Below are 24,037 nucleotides of genomic sequence, written 5' to 3'. Positions count from 1 at the left end.
CATGCGCATACGCAACATTATGTATTTTCCCGTAAAGGTCACGGCCTTTATCTGCCTGGCGGTGCTTGCCTTTTCCGCCCTTGTTCCCCCGCCCGCACAGGCCGGGGAGACGCCACACTCCATCGTGGTTGGCGGCGACCTGCACTACCCGCCCTATGAATTCCTCAACGACTCCGGCGACCCCGCAGGCTTTAACGTGGACCTCACCCGCGCCCTCGCCAAGGTCACGGGCATGAACATCACCATCCGCCTTGGGCTGTGGAAGAACATGCGCGAGGCCCTTGCCGAAGGCGACATCGACGTTCTGCAAGGCATCTCGCACTCCTCCGCGCGCGAGAGCACGCTGTCGTTCTCCGAGCCGTACACCACAGTGGAATACTCCATTTTCGCGCGGGACGACTCGCCCGTTGCCACCTCGCTGGACGACATGGAGGACGCCGAAGTCATCGTGGAGGAGGGCGGCGCCATGTACGACACCCTCACCCAAAACTATCCACGCATCCGCATCATTCCCGCCTACAACCACGAAAACGCCCTGCGCAAGCTGGCGGCGGGGCACGGGGACTTTGCCCTCGTCTCCCAAACGGCGGGCCGCTACATGGTGCATAGCAACGATCTGGACAATATCTTCCCCATCGGTACGCCCTTTTCCCTGCAGCACTACTGCTACGCCACGCGCCCGGACAAGGCGCACCTGCTGGCAACCATCAACGCCGGGCTGGAAACCCTCAAAAAGGACGGCACCTACCGCGAGCTGTGCAATAAGTGGCTTTCCGTCCCCAGCCCGGACGCGCTGTCGTGGCGCACGGTGATGTGGTATGGCGCGTGGATTTTGGGGCCGCTGCTGCTCATCCTTATGGGCAGCCTGCTCTGGACGCATATGCTCCGCCACAAGGTGGAGGAGCGCACCAACGAACTGCGCGAGGAAGCCCGCAAAAACCTTGAGGCCAAGCGCGAGCTGGAGCGCAAGCAAAAAGTCATCATCCACTCGGACCGCATGGCCACCCTCGGCGTGATGGCCTCGGGCGTGGCGCACGAAATCAACAACCCCAACGGCATGATGCTCATGAACCTGCCCGTCCTCGCCGACACCTACGAGGACGCCGCCGAGGTGCTGGACCACTACTACGACGAGCACGGCGACTTTCTCATGGGTGGGCTGCCCTACTCCCGCATGCGCGACGAAGTGCCGCAAATGATTAGCGATATGCTCGACGGCGCAAACCGCATCAAAAACATTGTGCGCGACCTTAAGGACTACTCCCGCAAGGGCGAACGCTACGAGATGGAGCCGCTGGACTTCAACCATCTGGTCAAGGCATCCCTGCGGCTGGTGCGCAATGCCATGAAGAAGTCCTCAAACGCCGTCACCGTGACCCTCGCGCCGGACCTGCCCACCGTCACCGGCAGTTCGCGGCGTATTCAACAGGTCATCATCAACCTTGTGCTCAACGCCTGTCAGGCGCTGCCCGGCAAGGACCACGGCATCACCATCACCACCGGATACGACTCCACCGCCAACGCCGTCATCCTGCGCGTCCAGGACGAAGGCGTCGGCATCCCGCAGGAGCATCTGGACAACATCACCGACCCCTTCTTCACCACCAAGCGCGAGTCCGGCGGCACAGGCCTTGGCCTGTCCGTCTCCGCAGGCATTGTTAAGGAGCACTTCGGCGCGCTGGACTTTGAGTCCACGCCCGGTCAGGGCACCACCGTCACCCTCTCCATCCCCGCCGCAGCGGAGAATGAAGCCCAACTCGCAAGGAGGTACACCTCATGATTCCCGCCACGGAAACCATCTATCCGTCCTTCAAGGTTCTGCTCGTGGACGACGAACCCGCGTGGCTCAGGAGCCTCAGCCTCACCCTTGAGCGCACGGCGGGCATCAACAACGTCCTCGCCTGCGACGACAGCACGCAGGTCATGGACATCCTCTCGCGCGAGCAGGTGGGCCTTATCCTGCTCGACCTCACCATGCCCGGCTTCAGCGGCGAACAGCTGCTGGACGCCATTACCGAGCAGTACCCGCACATTCAGGTCATCATCATCAGCGGGATGAACCAGCTGGAAACCGCCGTGCGGTGCATCAAGCAAGGGGCCTTTGACTACTTCGTCAAAACCGACGCGCAGGAGCACATGACCAAAGGCGTGCTGCGCGCCATCCGCACGCAGGAGCTCTACTCCGTCAACAGCGGCATGCGAAAACGCATCCTCACCGGCGAGCTGCAAAACCCCGAGGCCTTCGCGGACATCGTCACCGTGTCGCCCTGCATGCTGGCCGTGTTCAAGTACATTGAATCCGTAGCCCCCAGCACCCAGCCCGTGTTGGTGACGGGCGAATCCGGCTCGGGCAAGGAATTGGTGGCGCAGGCCATCCACACCCTGAGCGAGCGCAAAGGCCCGCTGGTGAGCGTAAATGTTGCAGGGCTGGACGACACCAGCTTTGCGGATACGCTCTTTGGCCACACCCGCGGCGCGTTCACCGGCGCGGGGACAACCCGTCCGGGCATGATTGAACAGGCGCGCGGCGGCAGCCTCTTTCTTGACGAAATCGGCGACCTGAGCCTGCAATCGCAGGTAAAGCTGCTGCGCGTGCTGCAGGAGAATGAGTTCTACCCCCTTGGCAGCGACAGGCCCAAGCTCATGCAGGCCCGCGTCATCGTCGCCACGCATCAGGACCTGCAACAGAAAGTGCAGGATGGCACCTTCCGCAAGGACCTCTACTACCGCCTGTGCACCCACCACGTGGACGTGCCGCCCCTGCGCAAGCGCCCCAAGGACATCCCCGCCCTGCTGGACCGCTTTCTGGAGGAGGCCGCCGAAGAATTCGGCAAGAAAAAGCCCGCCATCCCCAAGGAACTGCCCCTGCATCTGGCCAACTATTCCTTCCCCGGCAATATCCGCGAATTGCGCGGCATGGTGTACGACGCCGTCAGCACCCACAAGGCCAAGGTGCTGTCCATGCACAGCTTTCTGAGGGCCATGGAGCGCGAAAATACGCCCGCGCCGGATGCGCAGACCGTGGCTGACTCCTCGCGCCCCTTTGCGGGGCTGGAGCATCTGCCCACCATCACGGAGTGCACCGCCATGCTCATAGAGGAAGCGGTGGAGCGCGCCGACGGCAACCAAACGCTGGCCGCGCGCATGCTTGGCATCTCCCAGCCCGCGCTGAGTAAGCGCCTTAAGCAGCTGCGCTCCTAGCGGCTGCCCCACCCCGCCACACGCCAAACGGCCCGGAGCGCACTGCGCTCCGGGCCGTTTTTGCTGCTGCGCCAAGCCCCCGGCAACATGTGACAATTCCTAGCATAGAAAGGGGAATAACTTTGGTTATGCCATAACCAAGGGCATATACCCCCGCACACACCGCGCCCTGCCTTGGGCCAGTCCAGCACGCCGCAGCCCGCGCCATAACTTTTTGCATGGGCCTTCGGGCTGAGCGGGCTCCTCCCATTTCGCCCCAAATCTCCCGCTATTTCAGAGAGGTAAAGCAATTGACGCCTTTTGGCACCGTATTTGTTCTTAAAAGAGCAAGCGGATGCGAAGGCCGATATGCCCCGCACGCTGCACATTTTTTCAGCATACAAAACATGAGGTTGTACACATGAAGTCCCGCATTGAGCATGATTTTCTCGGCGAAAAGGAAATCCCCGCGAATACCTATTATGGCGTCCAGACCCTGCGCGCCGTGGAGAACTTCTTCATCACCGGCCGCCACATCGGCGATGTGCCCGAGCTTATCGAAGGGCTGGCCTATGTGAAGAAGGCCGCGGCCAAGGCCAATATGGAGCTGGGCGTCATCCCCGCGGACGTGGGCAAGGCCATCTGCGCCGCATGTGACGAAATCGTTGGCGGCAAGCTGCGCGACCAATTCCCCGTGGACACCATCCAGGGCGGCGCCGGCACCTCCACCAACATGAACGCCAACGAAGTCATCGCCAACCGCGCGCTGGAGCTGATGGGCTACAAGAAGGGCGAGTACGAACACTGCCACCCCAACAACCACGTCAACTGCTCCCAGTCCACCAACGACGCCTACCCCACGGCGTTCCGCCTTGCGCTGTACAACAAGCTCTCCACGCTGATGGAGGCCATGGCCTACCTGCAGAAGGGCTTTGTCGACAAGGGCGCGGAGTTCTCCGACGTGCTCAAGATGGGCCGCACCCAGCTGCAGGACGCCGTGCCCATGACCCTTGGTCAGGAATTCTCCGCCTACGCCACCACCCTTGGCGAGGACATCTCCCGCGTGCGTGAGGCCCGCGAACTGCTGAAGGAAATCAACCTCGGCGCCACGGCCATCGGCACTGGCATCAACGCCCCCGAGGACTACGCCCGCCTTGCCACCGACGCCCTTGCCAACATGACGGGCATTGAGTTTGAAACCTCGGCCAACCTTGTCGAAGCCACGTGGGACACCGGCGCATACGTGCAGATTTCCGGCGTGCTCAAGCGCGTTGCCGTCAAGCTCTCCAAGATTTGCAGCGACCTGCGCCTGCTCTCCTCCGGTCCGCGCACGGGCCTCAATGAAATCAACCTGCCCAAGATGCAGCCCGGTTCCTCCATCATGCCCGGCAAGGTGAACCCCGTTATCCCCGAGGTGGTCAACCAGATTGCCTACGACGTCATCGGCAAGGACGTCACCGTGACCATGGCCGCGGAAAACGGCCAGCTGGAGCTGAACGTCATGGAGCCGGTCATCGCCAACGCCTTGTTCCAGGCCGTGGATATGCTCCGCCGTGGCTGCCGCATCCTGCAGGACCGCTGCGTCAGCGGCATCACCGCCAACCGCGAGCGCTGCCGCGAAATGGTGGAGCAGAGCATTGGCATCGTCACGCCGCTGAACCCCATCATCGGCTACGAAAAGTCCGCCGCCATCGCCAAGGAAGCCCTCGAAACCGGCAAGTCCGTCTACGACCTTGTTCTGGAGCACAAGGTGCTCACCAAGGAGAAGCTGGACGAGATTCTCTCCCCCGAGAACATGATGCACCCCCGATTCATCAGGAATTAGCCTCCCTCGGACCACTGGGCTGACCGAGCATCGGCCCGCAGCAGGGGCCGGACGGACTTGGCGAGAGGTCCGTCCGCCCCGTGTCGCCACCCGAGAGGCTTCACCACCACACCACCCAAGGGAGTTAAGGTATGTTCTGGATACAACTGCTTATCGTTTTGGCCGCCATCTTCATCGGCGCGCGCCTTGGCGGCGTGGGTCTTGGCGTCATGGGCGGCCTTGGTCTGGCCGTTCTGAGTTTCTTCTTCGGCGTGCAGCCCACAGCACCGCCCATCAACGTCATGCTGATGATTGCCGCTGTGGTCACCGCCGCTGGCGCGCTGCAGGCCGCCGGCGGGCTGGACTATCTGGTCAACATCGCCGCGCGCATCCTGCGCCGCAATCCGAACCAGATTACGTTCCTCGGCCCCATCGTCACCTATATTTTCACCTTCTTCGCCGGGACGGGCCACGTGGCCTACTCCGTGCTGCCCGTCATCTCCGAGGTGGCCCGAAACACCAAGGTCCGCCCGGAGCGGCCGCTGTCCATCGCGGTTATTGCCTCGCAGCAGGCCATCACGGCCAGCCCCATCTCCGCCGCCACCGTGGCGCTGCTGGGCATGACGGCCAGCATGGGCGTGCAGCTGTCGGACATTATGATGGTCTGTGTGCCCTCCACCTTTGCCGCCTGCATGATTGGCGCCTTCATCGCCAACAAGACCGGCAAGGACCTCATGAAGGACCCCGAATACCTGCGCCGCCTGAACGACCCCAGCCTGCGCGCCGCCATAGAAAAGGCCAACGCCGGCGAAACCGTCGAGGAGACCGAGGTCCCCGGCTATGCCAAGATTTCCGTAGGCCTGTTCCTGCTGGGTACGCTGTCCATCGTGCTCTTTGGCTCCTGCCCCGAACTGCGCCCCTCGTGGAACGTGAGCGGCGAAATGGAACGCATGAGCATGGCCAGCGCCATTGAAATCATCATGCTCACCGTGGCCGCGCTCATCCTGCTCATCAGCCGGGTGGACGTGAAGAAGCTGGCCGAAGGCAGCGTCTTTGGTGCGGGCGTTCAAGCCGTAATCGCCATCTTCGGCATTGCGTGGCTGGGCGACAGCTTCTTTAGCAGCAACATGGAGTTCCTGAGTGGCAACATTCAGGACATGGTCACCGCCGCGCCGTGGACCTTCGCCATTGCGCTGTTTGTGCTGTCCATCCTGCTCTTTTCGCAGGCGGCCACCGTGCGCGCGCTGATGCCGCTGGGCATCGCCCTCGGCATCCCGGCCCCGGCGCTCATCGCCATGTTCCCGGCCGTGAACGGCTACTTCTTTATCCCGAACTACCCCACCGTCGTTGCGGCCATTAACTTTGACCGCACCGGCACCACGCATATCGGCAAGTTTGTGCTGAACCACAGCTTCATGCTGCCGGGGCTGGTGGCCACCGTTGGCGCCATCGGCATTGGATTCATGCTTGCGGGCGTGATGTTCTAACTGTATTTCGGCGCATCGCGGCGCTTGGCAAATTCCATCCAAGCGCCGCGATGACTCGTTTTTCACACCCAGCAACCCGATAAACGTTCAATCAGGAAGAAACCATGCAGACCGACATCTCCATGCCCGCGTCGATCCAGGGCAACACCTCCGCATATCTGGACTGGCTGCAAATGCTCAGCGGCGCCGCCCTGATCGTCTTCATGTGGTGCCATATGCTGCTGGTCGCCAGCGTGAACCTTAGCGCGGGCGTCTTCGACGCATTGGCGGCATTTTTGGAATATACCTACATGGCCCAAATTGGCGGTCCGCTCATCGGCGTCGTCTTCCTCGTCCACTTTGTGCTGGCCATCCGCAAAATTCCCGTCACCACCACGCAGCAGAAGGGCATGTGGAACCAGGCCCGCATGCTGCGCCACAAGGATACGTGGCTGTGGATTGTGCAGGCCGTCAGCGCCATGGTCATCCTCATCATGGCCGGAGTGCACATGTGGACCGTGCTTACGGACCTGCCCATCACGTCCGTGAAAAGCGCCACCCGCATTCAGGAAGGCGGATGGATGTGGTTCTACCTCATCCTGCTGCCCATGGCCGAACTGCACGTCGGCATCGGCTTTTACCGCATCGGCGTGAAGTGGGGCTTTGTGGGCCGCAGCGGCCGCAAGAACTTCCAGAAGCTGGAATACGCCATCACCGGCGGCTTTATCCTCATCGGCCTCATCACGCTTCTGACCTTCGCGGGCATCAGCATCTAGGAGACAACACGACATGAGTGACATCATATATACCGACGTCCTGTGCATTGGCGCAGGCCTTGCCGGTGAGCGCGTGGCTATCGAGGCCGCCGAGGCCGGCTACAGCACAATCTGTCTGAGCATCGTCCCCGCACGGCGCTCCCACTCGTCTGCCGCGCAGGGCGGCATGCAGGCCGCCCTCGGCAACTGCGCCATGGGCGAGGGCGACGGCCCGGACGTCCACTTTATGGATACGGTCAAAGGCTCCGACTGGGGCTGTGATCAGGAAGTGGCCCGCCTGTTTTGCGACACCGCGCCCATCGTCATGCGCGAGCTGGCCTACTGGGGCGTGCCGTGGAACCGCGTCGTCGCCGGAACCGACGACTACTTCCAGGGCGGCAAAAAGTTCTCCAAGACGGAAAAGAAAGAGAACGAAGGCCTCATCACCGCGCGCAACTTTGGCGGTACGGCCAAGTGGCGCACCTGCTACACCTCCGACGGCACCGGCCACGCCGTGCTGTACACCATGGACAACCGCGCCATGCACAAGGGCGTTCAGGTCCATGACCGCACCGAAGCCATCGCCCTCATCCACGATGGGGAGCAGTGCAAGGGCGCCATTGTCCGCTGCCTGCGCACGGGCGAACTGCGCACTTACCTCGCCAAGGCCACGGTCATCGCGGCGGGCGGATTCGGCCGCATCTACCGCGAGTCCACCAACGCCGTCATCTGCGAGGGCGGCGGCCAGTCCATTGCCCTGAACACCGGCGTTGTGCCCATGGGCAACATGGAGGCCGTGCAGTTCCACCCCACCGGCGTTGTGCCGTCCAATATCCTCGTCACCGAGGGCTGCCGCGGCGACGGCGGCACCCTGCTGGACAAGAACATGGAGCGCTTCATGCCCAGCTACGAGCCGGAAAAGGCCGAGCTGGCCTCGCGCGACGTGGTCTCGCGCCGCATGACCGAGCACATGCGCAAGGGCCTTGGCGTACCCAGCGACTACGGCGACCACCTGTGGCTGGATATCCGCCACCTTGGCGAGCACCACATCACGCACAAACTGCGCGAAGTGGAAGAGATCTGTAACAATTTCCTTGGCGTGGACCCCATCACCCAGCCCATCCCCGTGCGCCCCACCCAGCACTACTCCATGGGCGGCGTCCGCACCAACAAGGACGGCGCGGCCTACGGCCTGTCCGGTCTGTTCTCCGCGGGCGAGGCCGCCTGCTGGGACATGCACGGCTTCAACCGCCTTGGCGGCAACTCCCTCTCCGAAACCGTTGTGGCCGGACGCATTGTCGGCAAAAAGGTCGTGGAATTTCTGGAAGGCTGCGACGTGCGCTTCAGCACCAGCGAGGCAGACAGCTTCCGCAAGAAGGAAGAGCAGCGCATCAAGACCCTCATCTCCGGCGGCGGCACCGAGAACGTCTATGAACTGCGCCGCCTGATGCAGGACACCATGATGGAAGGCGTTGGCATCTTCCGCGACGAGACGGGCCTCTCCAAGGCCGTCAGCGACCTGCAGGCCATCCACCAGCGCACCCGCAATATCGGCCTCACGTCCGACGGCATCGGCGCCAACGACGAGCTGCGTCTGGCCCTGAACCTGCCCGGCATGGTCAAGCTGGCCCTGTGCGTGGCCTACGGCGCGCTGGAGCGCCGCGAAAGCCGCGGCTCCCACGCCCGCGAGGACTACCCCGCCCGCAACGACCGCGACTGGCTGGTCCGCACCCTTGCCACATGGCAGGACGGCAGCGACCTGCCCACCCTGAACTATGAACCGGCTTCCACCGTCTTCAATATCCCTCCGGGAGACCGTGGCTACGGCGGCGGAAAGATTATCAGCGCAGACGACAAGGAGGCCTAAGCCATGGCGCGCACACTGACTTTCAACGTATTCCGGTACAATCCGCAGGCGGGCGAAACCATGCCCCGCATGCAGACCTACACCATAGACGAAACCGCCAGCATGACGGTGTTCATTGCCCTGAACCGTCTGCGCGAGGAGCAGGACCCGTCCCTCAAGTTCGACTTCTGCTGCCGCGCGGGCATCTGCGGCGCCTGCGCCATGGTCATTAACGGCCGCCCTTGTTTGGCCTGCCACACCAAGACCATGGACCTGCCGGACGAAATCACCCTGCTGCCCCTGCCCTTCTTCAAGTGCATCGGCGACCTTGCCGTGGACACGGGCGTGTGGTTCCAGGACATGAACCGCAAAATCGAATCGTGGGTCCATACCGACAAGGAATTCGACCCCGCCGCGTCCGAAGAGCGCATGGACAACGACACCGCCGAAGCCGTGTACGAGCTGGACCGCTGCATTGAATGCGGCTGCTGCGTTGCGGCCTGCGGCACGGCGCGCATGCGCGAGGACTTCCTTGGCGCCGTGGCCCTGAACCGCATCGGCCGCTTTGTCATCGACCCGCGCGATAAACGCACGGACAAGGACTACTTCGACATCATCGGCACCGACCAGGGCATCTTTGGATGCATGGGTCTGCTTGCGTGCGAGGACGTATGCCCCAAGGGCCTGCCCCTGCAGGACCAGCTGGGCTTCCTGCGCCGCAAGATGGGCCTGCATGCCTTCAAACGGCTGTTCTCTGGTAGGAAATAAGCACCTCGTATCCCTTAGGGCGAGCGCGGTCCGTCCCCGGATGAGACGGACCGCGCTCCACCACAACCACAGCCCCGCACAGGCACGCCGGCGCCGTACACAGCGCCATGCAGCGGGAGACTCCATGCGGAGGACGATATGAAACTGTGGATGAAAATCCTTATCGGCATGGTCATCGGCGTGCTCTTCGGACTCGTCTTCCCCACCCTGACCCCGTATGTCGAGCCGCTTGGCACCCTGTTTCTCAAAGGCATCAAACTGCTCATCGTGCCCCTTGTCTTTGCCTCGCTGGTTTCGGGCATGACCAGCATGAGCGACCTGAAAAAACTGGGGCGCATCAGCGCCAAGACATTTCTGACCTATTTTGTGACCACGGCCTTTGCCGTGTCCATCGGCCTGACCATTGCCAATCTGGCCGCGCCGGGCGCAGGCCTGCACCTGCACGCCGCCGAGACAGCCGCCGCCAAGGACGCCCCCTCCATTGTGGACACCCTGCTGGACGTGGTGCCCACCAATCCGCTGGAAGCCATGGTGCAGGGCAATATTTTGCAGATTATCGCCTTTGCGGTGCTGCTTGGCGTGTCCATGAACATTGCCGGGGACAAGGCCGCGCCGGTCCGCAGGTTCTGCCATTCTCTTGCGGACATCATGTACACCATGACCTCCATCGTCATCGCCTTTGCCCCGGTTGGCGTCTTTGCCCTGATGGCCAAGGTGGTGGCGCAGTACGGCGTGGACACCCTGCTCCCGCTGGCGAAAATCATCCTGCTGATGTTCGCCGGGAGCCTTGTCCACATCCTCGTCGTGTACGGCGGGGGCGTGGCGCTGGTGGCGCGCCTGAATCCCCTGCGCTTCTTCCGCGGCATTCTGGACGCCCAACTGGTGGGCTTTTCCACCAGCAGCAGTTCCGGCACCCTGCCCGCCACCATCCGGTGTACGGAGCAGAACCTTGGCGTGTCCAAGCCCATTGCCAGCTTCATCCTGCCGCTGGGGGCCACCATCAATATGGACGGCACCGCCATCTATCAGGGCATCTGCGCCGTGTTTGTGGCGCAGGCCTACGGGGTGGACCTCACCGCCGCCAACTACGCCACCATAGTGCTAACGGCCACGCTGGCCTCCATTGGCACGGCGGGCATTCCGGGCGCCGGGCTTATCATGCTGTCCCTTATCCTCTCCGCCCTCGGGCTGCCCATGGAGGGCCTCGCCCTCATCGCCGGGATTGACCGCATTTTGGACATGGCCCGCACCACCGTAAACATCAGCGGCGACGCCATGACCTCCCTCATCGTGGCGCGCAGCGAAAATGAAGTGGACCTTTCCACCTACGCCGGGGCGACCTCTTCCGGCGTGCAGGTGGCAGCCCAGTCCTCGGACTGATTTCCGGGAGCACCTTCAAGCCCTCCAATGCGGAAACACCCATGCCCGGTGCATACTCCCTGACGCGGCGCGCTGTGCGCCGCACACCGGGCATCCGCTTCTCCCCTCCCGGAACCAGACGCGCCCCGGCCCCAATCCCCGGGGCGCTCTTTTCCCCCCACAACGCAGAAGGCCCGCCGGATAACTCCGGCGGGCCTTCTGCACATGGGCGCGGCATTACGCCTCCACATCATCACGCGCGGCGCACAGCTCCCGCGCAAAGGACGGCCAATCCGCCGCTGGCGGCGTGGTAAAGGCCATGACCTCCTTGGTCTTTGGATGCGTAAAGCGCAGGTACTCCGCATGCAGCTTCAACTGCCCCGGCCCTGTCCCGCGGCCGTACAGCCTGTCGCCCACGATGGGCAGACCAAGGCCAAGGGGATGCGCGGCGTGCACGCGAAGCTGGTGCGTGCGTCCGGTCTTGGGGGTAAACTCCACCAGCGTCAGCCCGTCCTGCACGCCAAGGCGCCGCCACAGTGTGCGCGAGGCCTTGCCATGCAGCGGGTCGTACACCTGATAGGGCCGGTTGTAGATATCAAGACGCAGGGGCAGGTCCACCTCGCCGGACTGCGCCTCCAGCACGCCGTCAAGGACGGCCACATAGCGCTTGGCGACCTGCCGCTGCTGGAACTGCTGAAACAGTTCGCGGTTGGAGCGCGCCGTCAGCCCAAGCACCAAAATGCCAGAGGTATCCATATCCAGCCGGTGCACCGCCGGGAACTTGCGGCACTCGGGAAACATCGCCTGCACGCGCGTAACCACGCAGTCCTGATTCTCCGGCCCGCGACCGGGCACGGACAAAAGGCCGCTTGGCTTGTTCACCACCACGACCTTGGGGTCGGCGTGCAAAATATCAAGGGAAAGCGCATCGGTCATGGCATGATCACCCATTCTGTTCGGCGGCGTGGCCGCACAGCATAAAGCCCAGCAAGGGACGGCACTTGCCCTCGCAGGCCGCGTAGCTCATCCCGTGCCGGCGCGTTCCGGAGCGGTTCTCCCGCCCCACATAAAATTCCACAATGCCCGTCGGCCGTACGCCAAGGCGCGCGGCATGCTGCAACAGCTTGGGCGCGCAGCAATCCCCGGCCCCGGTGGGCACGCCGGGAGCCAGAAATATTTCCGTCATGGGCCGCACCTCGCCTGCGGTACTGCGCAGGCGGTACAGGGCGTGGATGTCGCGCATCAGCCCCTGCGACATGGCCCGGCGCCGACGCTTCAGCGCCGCGCGGCGCTCCGGGTCTGTGCACGCCGCCATCTCGCGGCCAAGGGCCTTAATCTGCGGCTCCACCGGATCACTCACCGCGTGGAAGGCCGCCACATCAAGGACCGGCGGCGTCCATCCCGCCACCTCCCACGCGCCATTGTACTGGCCGGAAAACGCCTTCAGCGTGCCGGACGCGCCACTGGCATCCACATAACTGAGCACGCCAAACATCTGCCCCCGCGCCTCGCCCCACAGATAATCCAGCGCACAGCGGGGGTCGGCGTCAACGCCGGGTACATCGATATCCACCCGGCCAAGGGCCTCAAGGCGCTCAAACAGGGCGCGGGCCGGGGCAAGGGCCCCGCCAACAGGCAGGCCATGCTCCACTCCGCACCGGGCACATGGCCCGGCGCACTGCACCATGTCCGGCGTGACGTCACAAAGGGATACTGTTGGCATGGCGCGGAACATACTGGCATTGCCCGGCGATGAAAAGCCCCAGCACGCCGCGCGCGCCACATCACCGCCTAACCCCCTTGCATAACGCCTCAAAATCCTCGATTCACCCTGCCGCAGCGTCCCCCCATCAGCGCCGCAAATATCTTCCCCTGCAAAGCCCAAGCAAAACCGCGCACATAACATGCAAAACGCTGATGGCAAGCCAGTTTTCACCGCACCCCCAGTTTACACAGCCTGCTCCCCAAGGCATATTGGAAGCTACGTATCCCCCAACCACCAAAATTTGGAGGCTGTAATGAAAAAGGTTGTTCTTCTTGCCATCACCTGTGCCGTCCTCCTGCTGGCCAGCCATGCGGCGCAGGCGGCGCAGAGCGTCACGGTCTATGGTGACGACTCCTATACGCCCTATTCCTTCTCAAACCGGGGGCAGCCCGACGGCATCTACGTCAAAATCTTCCAAACCGCCTTCAAACGCATGGACGGCTACAATGTCACCATCGAGCTGGTGCCGTGGAAGCGCGCCATGAAGCTCATTGAAAAGGGACAAGGCTTTGCGGCCTTCCCGCCCTACTACCGTCCAGAGCAACGCCCGTGGATTCAGCCATGGTCCGACCCCATTCTGGAAGAAGGCTTTGCCGTCTACTGCCGCGCCGAAGTGCTGACCTCCCCCCGCCCCAACTGGCCGGACGACTATAAGGACCTCACCATCGGCATCAACGCCGGGTTCTCCGTGCCGGACACCGAAGGGCTGAAGATTGAGGAAGCCGCGGACAACGAGGCCAACCTCAAAAAGCTGAAGGCCGGACGCATTGACGCCTACGTCAACGACGACGCCTCCATCCGGTACACCATGAGCCAGATGGGCATCAGCTCCGACGTCATCAAAAAAGGCACCCAGATCAACACCGAGAACGGTTATCTGGCATTCTCCCGCGACTTTGACGCGCCCTACAAGCAGGACTTCGTGGCCAAGTTCAACGCGGCCATCAAGGCCATGCAGGACAGCGGCGAGATTGACCGCATCGTCGCCAGCTTCCTGAACCAATAACCACACTGCCACAGCGGCCGCACCGCACAGCGCACGCGCGGTGCGGCCCCGGCACATCCGGGGCGCAGCACAATTATCACGACAAAACGGAACGGTGACCCATGAAAAGGCTTCTGAATCAAAGCATTCAATTCCAAATCATCATCATCCTTGTCGCCGTTGTCACAGCCATTTTGCTTGGATTCGGCGTCCGCGACTATTACGAAACGCGCAGCCAGCTCAGCGCCAGACTGAGCAAAGCCGCCACCTACATGGCCGGGCGCCTTGCCATCGGCATGGTGACGCCCATGTGGGACTACGACGAAGAACTCGGCGTCCGGCTCATCCAGTCCGAAATGCAGGATGAAGACCTGTCCGCCGTGGTCGTGCGCGAGGCCGACGGCGAAAGCATCTTCCTCGCCCTGTCCAAAACAGGGCCGGACGAAACCGAAAAAATTACGGAGCCGCCCACCGGCGACTTTGTCACCAGCACCGCCGAGGTCATCCGTGAGGAAAAACCCATCGGCTCGGTAACGGTGTACCTCAGCAAGGCCTCGCTCAAGGAAGCCATCGCGGCGGAAATCACCAAAATTACCGTGAACACCATCGTGACGGATACGCTGATTATCCTCATTCTCTTCTTTGTCATCCGCATCAAGCTCATCACGCCCGTCAAGGTCATTCAGGGCTTTGCCGAGCGCGTGAGCGACGGGGACCTTGAGTCCTCCTTTGGCTCCGCCTCCTTCACCGGCGAGCTGGAGGAGCTGAAAAACGCGGTGCTGCAGATGGTGACCAACCTCAAGCAAACCATCCGCGAAGTGGAAGTCAAGGAGCAGGAAGCCGCCGAGTCCGCCCAAAGCGCCAAGGACGCCCTGCAGGACGCCGAAGCCGCCCGAGAAGAAGCCGAATGCGCGCGGCAGCAAGGCATGCAGGAGGCCGCCAACACCCTGAAGTCCATCTCCGAAAACATCGTCAACGCGGCGGAACAGATGGACGGCAAAGTAGAGCGGGTGACGGACTTCACCACCCGCCAGCGCGACCGCGTGGGCGAAACCGCCACCGCCATGGAAGAAATGAACGCCACCGTGCTGGAAGTGGCGCAAAACGCCGGCTTCGCGGCGGAAAGCGCGGACTCCTCCAACCAGAAGGCCTCCCTTGGCGTGGACAAGGTCTCCGAACTGGTGGCCTCCATTGACGAGGTCAACACCCTGTCCGACACCATGAAGGCTAACCTGCAGGAGCTTGGCGAGCACGCCAAGGGCATTGGCAATATCATGAACGTTATTACGGACATCGCGGACCAAACCAACCTGCTGGCCCTGAACGCCGCCATTGAAGCGGCCCGTGCCGGCGATGCCGGGCGCGGCTTCGCCGTGGTGGCGGACGAAGTCCGCAAGCTGGCGGAAAAAACCGTCCACGCCACGCAGGAAGTGGAAGAAGCCGTCCGCGCCATCCAAAACAGCAGCGCCCAGAACATTCAGGGCATGGAGAGCACCACCACCGCCGTTGGCCACAGCATGGACCTTGCCAAGGAGGCGGGAAACGCCCTCAACGAAATCATGAGTATTGTCGAGGCGACTTCGGACCAAATCCGCTCCATCGCCACCGCATCCGAGGAGCAGTCCGCATCCAGCGAGGAAATCAACCGCGCCATGGAGGACATCAACGCCATCGCGGCAGATATCTCCGCGGACATGACCTCTGCGGCGGACGCTCTGGGCACCCTCAAGCAGCTGTCCGAGCAGCTCATCGCCCTTATCAACAAGCTGGAATCGCAGTAGCGCCAGCGCTCACGCACCACAAAGGCCGTTTCCGCCCGCTGAGACAACAGGTGGAAACGGCCTTTTCCTTTGGGCGCTCCAGCGGCGCTATGGCGCCACAAACAGCTGCGCCCACCCCCACGAAAAGGGCATCACAAGAAAAAGCGAAGGAATCATGTTCGCCACGGGAAACTGCTGTATGCCGCAGATGCGAAAACCCGTCGCCAGCATGATCAGCCCGCCGCAGGCGGAAAAGTCGGCCAGCATATCCGGCGTGGTCAGCGGCAGGATAAGCGCCGCGCCAAGATAAAGAGCCCCCTGCACCACAAACTGGGGCACCACAAGCAGCCCCACGGAAAGCCCCAACGTGGACGCAAAAATAGGCGCGGTAAACGCATCCAAAATGGCCTTCACAATAAGCAGCGTGGGGTCGCCGGTCATGCCCTCGGACATGGAGCCATACACGCCCGTTCCGCTCATGCAAAACAGCACCAACAGCGCCACGTACTTGTCCAAAAACTCCTCCTGACTCACGTCCCCCGAGGGACGGACCAACTTTTCAATCCACGTGCGCGCCCTATTCGCCAGCTTCTGAATGCCGCCCTCCAGCCGGATGATTTCACCCAAAAACGAACCGACAACCAGCGCCAAGACAACAGGGGCCAGCAGCTTCACCTTGCCAATCATCACAACGCCAAGCCCCATGGAGGCGCAGCCAAAGACCATGGGCATTCTTGTGCGTATATTCGCGCTAAACCGTGGACCAATCACGACCCCGGCGACACTGCCCAGCAGCAGAGCCGCCGCATTCACATACGGACCAATCATTTCTGTTTCCTTTTTCTGAGTATGCGCCGCCAGCCCGTCCCAGAGGGAATGGCAAGGACGAGCATGGCAGCGCAAAGGGATGGGGAGGGGAAATATCCCGCTCGGGGCGGGTCAGGCGGGCCGCTCGCTTGGTGCGGGGCCCGAGGTAAAGGCAAACGTCGCTTCCGCCTTGGCGTAAAACACACGCACTCCGGCAGCGTCCAGATGAGCGAGGAGGCTATCGCACTCCTCGGCGGTCAGCGCCATGGTCACAAGCTGGGGCACGTCTTCCAAATCAAAGTACCCTTCGGAATGGAACCGGCCGTCGTGGCCGAAGCCTTCCTTGCCATACACCACCGTGGCTCCGCGCACGCCCCTCGCCTTGGCCTGTTCCAGAATCCATTCGGCAAGGGGCTTGCCGTCGTACTGACGGTTCTGCTGGGTAAAAAACGTCAAAAGATACCCTTGTGCCATCATGCATACCGCCTTGTTTTGCGCATGCGCATTCTTGCATTCCGTGCCACTGCCAATGCAGGCCGTTCTAGACGAGCGGCCCCAACGTGGCAGTGACGGCGGTCACTGACGGGGCAAAAAGGTCAAATGATGAAAAACGGCCCGGACGGGGCGCTGAGGCATTCCGGATCAAGGATGGTAATGCGGCCACGGGATTTGGACAAAATTCCAGCCGCCTGCAAGCGCGAAACGACACGCGCCGCGGATTCGCGCGAGGTCCCGGTCATTTCGGCAATATCGCTGTTGGTCAGGGGCAGGTCGGTGCCAAGGCGGGCATGGAGCATGCGCAGCACGTTGACGACTCGCGTCTCCACGCTCTCGTCAATAAGGTCCAGCACCCGGGTGTACGCGCCGTTCAGCATATCCCCCATGGTACCGAGGATGCCAATGGCTACGGCCGGATTCTCCTGCACCCACGTTCGAAATTCGGCGCTGGGGATGGAGAGCACCGTGGCGTCCTCCACCACGCGGGCGGTGAACAGACGCGGCCCGTCCTTAAAGCAGGCAATCCCGCTCAGGGACATCCCCGGCCCCGCCACCAAATACGTAAACGACCTGCCGGATGGGGCCTGCTTGGACATAATGACCCTGCCGCGCTGCATCAGATAAAAATGCGTCGCCGCCTCACCAGCGTGGAAGACGTACTCCCCCTTGGCAAACTGGCGCTGCCGGGCCCTGCGCGCCAACGCCTCAAGCGCCTGCGGCTCCGCAAGACGCAGGTTGATATCGGTCTGAAGCACGCGAACCATCGCGTCTATGGGCTGGTCCATGGGGTCTCCCTTCAATGGTGCCGTCCTCGGCGACTCTGCCGCGCCGCCTCGGACGGCAACGCACGAAACGCCGCGAAAACGAAGGCGCAGGCCCCCGCCCTGGCACCGGTGCACGCAAGGACGGCTCCATGCTAACGAATGCGCCGTAAAACGCAAAACGGGCGGCTTTCACAGCGGCGCAAGCGCCCCCTGTTCAGCCGCCCATTTGTGTTCTGCATATGCCGCCCAAACGGACGGCACACGCAGGATAAGACGCTCGTTACGCCGCACATGGCGGCCAAGTTTTTCTACGCGGACCGACTGGCGGCCCACGCTCCCGCCCCGGCTACTCCACAGTCACGGACTTGGCGAGGTTGCGCGGCTGGTCCACGTCCTTGCCCAGATAGTCCGCCACCTCGTACGAGAACAACTGCAGGCAGGGCAATACGAGGAAGGTGTTGAGCGGGCCCCACACCTCGGGGATGACCCACACGTCCTCGGCCGCAATGTCCAGCCCCGGATGGGTCAGGGCGATGATGCGGCCGTCGCGCGCCTGGACCTCTTCAAGGTTGGACTTCACCTTGGGGAACAGGTCGTCGTGCAGGGCAAGGGCAAAGGTCGGGAATTCCTTGTCGATGAGGGCGATGGGACCGTGCTTCATCTCGCCGCTGGCGTAACCCTCGGCGTGGATATAACTGATTTCCTTGAGCTTGAGCGCCCCCTCAAGGGCCAGCGGGAACTGGAGCCCACGGCCGAGGAACATAAAACTGCGCGACGCGGAATACTTGCGCGACAGCTCCTGCGCGCGCCCACGCATACGCGGCAATTCGGCTTCCAAAATGCCCGGAATGCCCATCACGCCGGCCACGGCGCGTTCCTCCACCTCGGCGGAGAGGGTTCCCTTCTGGCGGCCCCAATGCAGGGCCAACAGCAACAGCAGCGTCATCTGACTGCACAGCGCCTTGGTGGACGCCACGCTGATTTCCGGACCGGCCTGCGTGTAGATGACGTGGTCCGCCTCGCGGGAGACCGAAGAGCCGACCACATTGCACAGCCCGATGACCGTTGCGCCCATTTCCTTGGCGCGGCGCATGCCCGCAAGGGTATCGGCGGTTTCGCCGGACTGGCTGATGGCCAGCACCACGTCGTCCTCATCAAGGAGCAGGTCGCGGTAGCGGAACTCCGAGGCGATTTCCACGCGCACCGGAATGCGCGCCCACGACTCAATAAGATTCATGCCCCACAGCCCCGCGTGGTAGGACGTGCCGCAGGCGAGAATATGCAGGCGCTTGGGCGGCGTGGTGCCCTCCAATTCGGACAGGGTCACGGCCTTGGACGCCGCGTCCACACGCCCGGTCAGGCAATCCGCCACCACCTTGGGCTGCTCGGAGATTTCCTTGAGCATAAAGTGCTTGTAGCCGCCCTTCTGGGCCGCCTGCACATCCCACGTAATGGTGTGCACCTCTTTTTCAATAGGGGCGAGGGTGCGCGCGTCGCAGACCTCCCAGCTGGAAGGCGTCAGGGTGACCATCTCGCCGTCTTCAAGGAAAACCACTTCCCGCGTGTAGGGCAAAAAGGCCGGAATGTCCGACGCAACAAAGTTTTCGCCAATGCCCTTGCCAAAGACCAGCGGACTGGCCTGACGCGCGGCGTAGATGGTGCCCGGCTCGTGGATGCTCATCAGCGCAATGGCGTAGGCGCCTTCCACGCGCTCCAGCGCCCAGCTCAGGGCCTTCTGGAGCGTCTCCGTGTGCTTGCGGCCCTCGGCGATAAGGTTCACCAGCACCTCGGTGTCCGTCTCCGAGGCAAAGGTGTAGCCCCGCTCGGACAGCCACTGGCGCTGCTCCTGATAGTTTTCAATGATGCCGTTGTGGATGAGGGCGAGCTCGCCGGAGTTGTCCCGGTGGGGGTGGGCGTTGCGTTCCACGGGCACGCCGTGGGTGGCCCAGCGGGTATGCCCAATGCCCGAGGTCGCCATATGGTGACTGCACCCGGCAACTTTGGTCTCCAGGGCGGAGAGCTTGCCCTCGGCGCGCAGGAGCGTCAGTTCGTTATTTTCAATATACGCCACACCGGCGGAGTCGTACCCCCGGTATTCAAGGCGGCGGAGTCCTTCCACAAGCACGGGCACAGCAGGTCTGTGACCGGAATATCCGATGATTCCACACATATTCGCGATTCCGTTGTTGGCGTCCGAAGGAAGCGCCGGACCATACGGTCCGGCGCGCTCGTTTCTGTCGAATCGCTCCCGGCGTGGCGGCTTAGGCGCTCACCTTGGCCCAGAATGCGGGCCAATCCGCCAGAAGCTGCCGCAGGGCCTTGCCCCTGTGGCTTCGGGCGTTCTTTTGCTGGGACGAAAGCTCGGCGGAGTGCTTGCCGCTGTCCGCATCCACGAAAAGCGGGTCGTACCCGAATCCGTTGGTGCCGCGCGGCCCTTCGCCGATGTGCCCTTCCCACGCGCCGGATGCGGCAAGTTCCTCGCCGCCCGGGGCATAGGCCAGCATAACGCACCGAAACCGCGCGGTGCGGCGCTCGGAGGGTACGCCGGACAGGGCGTCCAGCAGTTTGGCATTATTCTTTTCGTCCGTGGCGTCCTCGCCGCTGTAGCGGGCGGAATAGACTCCCGGGGCGCCATCAAGGGCGTCCACCTCAAGGCCGGAGTCGTCTGCCACGGCAACAAGCCCGGTGGCCTCGGCCACGGTCTTGGCTTTTATGCGGGCGTTTTCCTCAAAGGTTACGCCCGTCTCTTCGATTTCACCTATTTCCGGGAAATCGTCCAATCCTTTCACTTCAAGCTGAAAGCCCTCAAGCATCTGCGACAGCTCAGCAATTTTTCCTGTGTTGCGGGTAGCCAATACAACAGCGCTCAAGACGCCCTCCTTCTGAACTTCCGGTGTCTTTTGGGGTTGGGCCCGCCACCTGCGGCGGGACTTCCCTCCCTTACTCCGGCAGTGGCTCCTCGTCCAGCAGTGGGTCCTCCACGGCGGCCACAGGCACGAGGCGCATGGTAATGCTGGTGCCTGAGCCGGGCGTACTCTCAAGCAAAAGCTTGCCGCCAAGGTCGTCCACAATCTTGCGCGTCATGGCCAGCCCGAGGCCGGAGCCTTTGTCCTTGGTGCTAAAAAACGGATTAAAGACCTTGTTTTGCATCTCCACCGGGATGCCGGGACCATTGTCCCGTACTATCAGCTCCACCCAGCGTCCGGACATGCGCGTCACCACGGACACCCACCCACTCTCGTGCATGGATTCCATGGAATTTTTCAGCATGTTGATGAGGCACTGCTTAATAAGTTCTGGCGTGCCCTGCGCGTTGGCGATGCCGGAGTCCAGCTCCGTCTGCAACGTGATGCCGTGCTGTTCATAGCCATGGCGCATCAGATTCACCGCGTCGGTGACCACCTCGTTGACGTCCACCACGGCGCTGGCGCCGTCCGTCGGGCGCGCAAAATTCAGCATGCTCTTGAGGATTTCCTCAAGCCGCCGCGACTCCTTGAGGATAATGTTCACCTTCTCGCGCTCGCGCTCCGATAAATTGGTGGAACGCAGCAGGGAATTGGCAAACCCGCCGATGGCAAAGAGCGGATTGCGGATTTCATGCGCCGCGTAGGTGGACAGCTCGCCAAGGGCGGCCATCTTCTGGGCCTGCAGCAACTGCTGCTCCGTATGCGTGCGGTCCGTAATGTCGCGGCGCACCTCCACCACGTGGGTCAGTTCGCTATCACGCGACAGCACGGGATAGGTGTACACGCGGTAATAGAGCACCCGACCCGTCTCATCCACGCGGGTGTGCACGGCCTCGGCCTTCTGCCCCGTCCGCAGGGTCTCCTGAAACGGGCACAAATCCTCCCCGCGCTGGCAAAACCCCGCGGCCTCAATCTCCCGGCAATGGCGGCCAATAAAGTCGGCCTTGGCCAGACCATGACGCTCGAAGACGTTGCGATTCATATCCTGCACGCGGCCGCTGGGGTCCAGCAGCAGGATGTCCTCTTCCATTTCGTTTATTATGGTATTGAGAAGTTCGCGCGAGTGGGAACGCCGCACGCCACTGCCGCCGGGCGGCGGCATGCCTGTGACAATCTCGATGAGCAGCGACGCCGTGGGCATGGCGATAACAGGCACCTCCATGGGCACCCCGGGCAGGGTGTCGTCCACGGCTTCATCATCGGTGCGCAGGTCAAAGACAAGGTTCACATCGCCATGTGTGCGGAACATGGCCGTGGCATCCGGGAAAACATCCAGCCCCAGCGCGTTCAGGCGCGCGGCCTCCGGCCCGGCAAGCCCGGGGGCAATCACGGCGGCAAACAGGGACCGCCCGGCCCGGCCGCCCTTTCCGCTGCGTTCCAGCGCATCAATAAGGAAGGAGAACGGCGCACCCGTTCCCACAATGGCGACTTTGTAATCCTCCCCCCCGCTCGGGCGAAAATTGGGATGCATAGGGCCTCCGGCGTCGATTCCACAGGATTCCGGGCATGTTGCTCGCTCCACAGTGCACACTCTGACTCATTTCTGGTTGTACGCGGCTTGTAAGGCAACTTCAAGTAGGGTACGACGCTGCTAGCGGAAACGCACGGCACCGCCGCGCCAGACCGCACCCCATCCAAGAAGGACGTTAATGAACCCCGTACGCATCTATTCCATAAGCCTCGGCTGCCCCAAAAACCGTGTGGACACCGAGCGCATGCTTGCCAGCTTCGACCCAGCCTTTGTGCCCGCGGAGTCCCCGCGCGGGGCCGACGTGGTGCTCATCAACACCTGCGGTTTCATTGCTCCGGCAGTGAAGGAATCCGTCGAGACCATCCTCGAACTGGCCGGCGACATCGCGGACATGGACCCGCGTCCCGTGCTTGCCGTGGCGGGCTGCCTTGTCAGCCGCTACCGCGACGAGCTCATCCCGGAAATTCCTGAGGTGGACCTGTGGCTCAAGACGCTGGAGACCGACCACTGGCCCGAAGCCATCGCCAAAGCCCTTGGCCGCCCGGTCTATGAGCCCGCGCCCTACGAGCGCGCGCTGTCCACAGGGCCGTCCTTTGCCTATATGAAGGTGAGCGAGGGCTGCAACCACGCCTGCTCGTTCTGCACCATCCCCAGCCTGCGCGGCCGCCTTGCCAGCCGTCCGTTGGATGTTTTGGAACGCGAGGCGCGCGAGCTTGTCGCCGCAGGCGTTCCCGAACTCGTCCTTGTGGCGCAGGACCTGACGGCCTACGGCATGGACCTTGGGCACAAGGATGGGCTCATCCCACTGCTGGAACGCCTGCTTCCCATTGACGGCCTCAAGTGGCTGCGTCCCATGTATCTGTACCCCGGCGGCCTCACGGACCGCTTGCTGTCGTTTATGAAGGACGCGGGACGTCCGCTGCTGCCCTATTTTGATATTCCGCTTCAGCACTCGCATCAGGACATTTTGCAAAGCATGGGGCGCCCTTTCGCGCGTGATCCGCGCATTGTTTTGGAGCGCGTTCGCAAGTATTTCCCCTCTGCGGCCTTGCGTACATCCATCATTGTAGGGTACCCCGGCGAAACGGATGCGCACTTTGCGGCGCTTGTGGACTTTGTCCGCGAGGCCAAATTCACGCATCTTGGCGTGTTTGGCTTCTGCGACGAAGAAGGAACCCGCGCCCACGACCTGCCCGGCAAAGTTCCGGCGGACGTTATTGAAGCGCGGCGCAATGAACTCATGGCCGTGCAGCAGGACATCAGCGCAGAGCTTCTTGCCAGCCACGAAGGGCTGGACATGGACGTACTGGTGGACCGCCCCCACCCCGAGTGGGAAGGACTGTATGAGGGCCGCGTGTGGTTCCAAGCGCCCGAAGTGGACGGCATCACGTATATTTCAGGGCCGGACGTCGCCTCCGGGCGGCTCATCCGTGCCAGCATTGAGGAGGCGCAGGACTACGACCTCGTAGCCCTCGCCTAGAATGAAGGATACACATTTCACCATCCGGACTGCATCAGGCGCCCCTGCGCCCCTCAGACCAATCGAACACCGCACCAGACGGCGGCGCGACCTCGCGCATGCCGTTTCTGGTGCGTTTTTGTTATGCCGGGGGAAATTTTTTCTCGCGGCCTGCGTCTCGCCCCGCCCCAAACATGGCCCAACGTGCACCAGCCCGGGAAGACTGCATATCAACGCCCGCATCTCGCCGCCAAAAGCGGAAATGGGCAACGGTATACAGTGCCACGGACTCACCAAGGGCAATGCATTTCACCAAAATGCACTTCCATGTTATGGACGCGGCGCGACCAATCAACTATACACTCAAGACTGCCCAGTAATCAG

General features: G+C 62.5%; 19 protein-coding genes. 11 read left to right on the top strand and 8 right to left on the bottom strand.

Annotation, left to right across the window (positions count from 1 at the left end; translation table 11 throughout):
- Window position 1 precedes the first annotated feature (1 nt).
- The 8 genes from ACYQ2T_RS11145 (at window position 2) to ACYQ2T_RS11110 (ending at window position 11,199) form a co-directional block, all read left to right on the top strand.
- Window positions 2-1,780, top strand: a complete 1,779-nt coding sequence (locus tag ACYQ2T_RS11145; protein WP_459900596.1) for a transporter substrate-binding domain-containing protein — start codon at window positions 2-4, stop codon at window positions 1,778-1,780.
- A complete protein-coding gene (locus tag ACYQ2T_RS11140) occupies window positions 1,777-3,201 on the top strand; it encodes a sigma-54-dependent transcriptional regulator (RefSeq protein WP_459900595.1) in 1,425 nt (474 codons plus the stop codon). Before ACYQ2T_RS11145 ends, ACYQ2T_RS11140 begins: the two co-directional genes overlap by 4 nt.
- 400 nt (window positions 3,202-3,601) lie before the next feature.
- Complete coding sequence (gene aspA, locus ACYQ2T_RS11135; protein WP_459900593.1) at window positions 3,602-5,005, top strand: aspartate ammonia-lyase; 1,404 nt, start codon at window positions 3,602-3,604, stop codon at window positions 5,003-5,005.
- Between the two features lie 131 nt (window positions 5,006-5,136).
- Entirely contained in the window at window positions 5,137-6,471 is a 1,335-nt protein-coding gene (locus ACYQ2T_RS11130) for an anaerobic C4-dicarboxylate transporter family protein (RefSeq protein ID WP_459900592.1), read from the top strand.
- A gap of 104 nt (window positions 6,472-6,575) precedes the next feature.
- Window positions 6,576-7,226: a succinate dehydrogenase/fumarate reductase transmembrane subunit gene (locus tag ACYQ2T_RS11125; protein WP_459900590.1), complete on the top strand. Its 651-nt coding sequence runs from the start codon at window positions 6,576-6,578 to the stop codon at window positions 7,224-7,226.
- Between the two features lie 13 nt (window positions 7,227-7,239).
- Complete coding sequence (locus ACYQ2T_RS11120; protein ID WP_459900588.1) at window positions 7,240-9,072, top strand: fumarate reductase flavoprotein subunit; 1,833 nt, start codon at window positions 7,240-7,242, stop codon at window positions 9,070-9,072.
- Window positions 9,073-9,075: 3 nt separating this feature from the next.
- On the top strand, window positions 9,076-9,819 hold the full coding sequence (locus ACYQ2T_RS11115; RefSeq protein WP_459900586.1) for a fumarate reductase iron-sulfur subunit: 744 nt from the start codon (window positions 9,076-9,078) through the stop codon (window positions 9,817-9,819).
- Window positions 9,820-9,957: 138 nt separating this feature from the next.
- Entirely contained in the window at window positions 9,958-11,199 is a 1,242-nt protein-coding gene (locus tag ACYQ2T_RS11110; RefSeq protein ID WP_459900585.1) for a dicarboxylate/amino acid:cation symporter, read from the top strand.
- A 216-nt stretch (window positions 11,200-11,415) separates the two neighbouring features.
- Here ACYQ2T_RS11110 and ACYQ2T_RS11105 read toward each other — a convergent pair whose 3' ends face one another.
- Entirely contained in the window at window positions 11,416-12,114 is a 699-nt protein-coding gene (locus ACYQ2T_RS11105) for an RluA family pseudouridine synthase (protein WP_459900584.1), read from the bottom strand.
- Between the two features lie 7 nt (window positions 12,115-12,121).
- Complete coding sequence (locus ACYQ2T_RS11100) at window positions 12,122-12,901, bottom strand: hypothetical protein (protein ID WP_459900583.1); 780 nt, start codon at window positions 12,899-12,901, stop codon at window positions 12,122-12,124.
- Window positions 12,902-13,196: 295 nt separating this feature from the next.
- On the opposite strand from ACYQ2T_RS11100, the gene ACYQ2T_RS11095 reads away from it, so the two are divergent.
- Window positions 13,197-13,949 (top strand): substrate-binding periplasmic protein, encoded by a 753-nt coding sequence (locus tag ACYQ2T_RS11095; protein WP_459900581.1) that lies wholly within the window; start codon window positions 13,197-13,199, stop codon window positions 13,947-13,949.
- Window positions 13,950-14,050: 101 nt separating this feature from the next.
- Window positions 14,051-15,709 (top strand): methyl-accepting chemotaxis protein, encoded by a 1,659-nt coding sequence (locus tag ACYQ2T_RS11090; protein ID WP_459900579.1) that lies wholly within the window; start codon window positions 14,051-14,053, stop codon window positions 15,707-15,709.
- A gap of 87 nt (window positions 15,710-15,796) precedes the next feature.
- Here the strand turns inward: ACYQ2T_RS11090 and ACYQ2T_RS11085 are convergent, their stop codons facing one another.
- From ACYQ2T_RS11085 to ACYQ2T_RS11060, 6 genes are all read right to left on the bottom strand, one after another.
- Window positions 15,797-16,516 carry a DUF554 domain-containing protein gene (locus ACYQ2T_RS11085; protein ID WP_459900577.1) on the bottom strand — a complete coding sequence of 240 codons (720 nt, stop codon included), beginning with the start codon at window positions 16,514-16,516 and terminating at the stop codon, window positions 15,797-15,799.
- 111 nt (window positions 16,517-16,627) lie between these two features.
- Window positions 16,628-16,972 (bottom strand): DUF190 domain-containing protein, encoded by a 345-nt coding sequence (locus ACYQ2T_RS11080; RefSeq protein ID WP_404843740.1) that lies wholly within the window; start codon window positions 16,970-16,972, stop codon window positions 16,628-16,630.
- Between the two features lie 119 nt (window positions 16,973-17,091).
- Window positions 17,092-17,778, bottom strand: coding sequence for a Crp/Fnr family transcriptional regulator (locus ACYQ2T_RS11075; protein ID WP_459900575.1), 687 nt, complete (start codon window positions 17,776-17,778; stop codon window positions 17,092-17,094).
- A 325-nt stretch (window positions 17,779-18,103) separates the two neighbouring features.
- On the bottom strand, window positions 18,104-19,927 hold the full coding sequence (gene glmS / locus ACYQ2T_RS11070) for a glutamine--fructose-6-phosphate transaminase (isomerizing) (protein ID WP_459900574.1): 1,824 nt from the start codon (window positions 19,925-19,927) through the stop codon (window positions 18,104-18,106).
- 91 nt (window positions 19,928-20,018) lie between these two features.
- Window positions 20,019-20,627 carry an XTP/dITP diphosphatase gene (locus ACYQ2T_RS11065; RefSeq protein WP_459900572.1) on the bottom strand — a complete coding sequence of 203 codons (609 nt, stop codon included), beginning with the start codon at window positions 20,625-20,627 and terminating at the stop codon, window positions 20,019-20,021.
- Window positions 20,628-20,697: 70 nt separating this feature from the next.
- Window positions 20,698-22,194 carry a two-component system sensor histidine kinase NtrB gene (locus ACYQ2T_RS11060; RefSeq protein ID WP_459900571.1) on the bottom strand — a complete coding sequence of 499 codons (1,497 nt, stop codon included), beginning with the start codon at window positions 22,192-22,194 and terminating at the stop codon, window positions 20,698-20,700.
- 178 nt (window positions 22,195-22,372) lie between these two features.
- On the opposite strand from ACYQ2T_RS11060, the gene rimO reads away from it, so the two are divergent.
- A complete protein-coding gene (gene rimO, locus ACYQ2T_RS11055; RefSeq protein ID WP_459900570.1) occupies window positions 22,373-23,674 on the top strand; it encodes a 30S ribosomal protein S12 methylthiotransferase RimO in 1,302 nt (433 codons plus the stop codon).
- Window positions 23,675-24,037: the final 363 nt, after the last annotated feature.

The organism is Desulfobaculum senezii, from assembly GCF_054657395.1.
The sequence above is the reverse complement of the archived record's forward strand: the minus strand, read 5'-3'. Positions and strand labels throughout refer to the sequence as shown.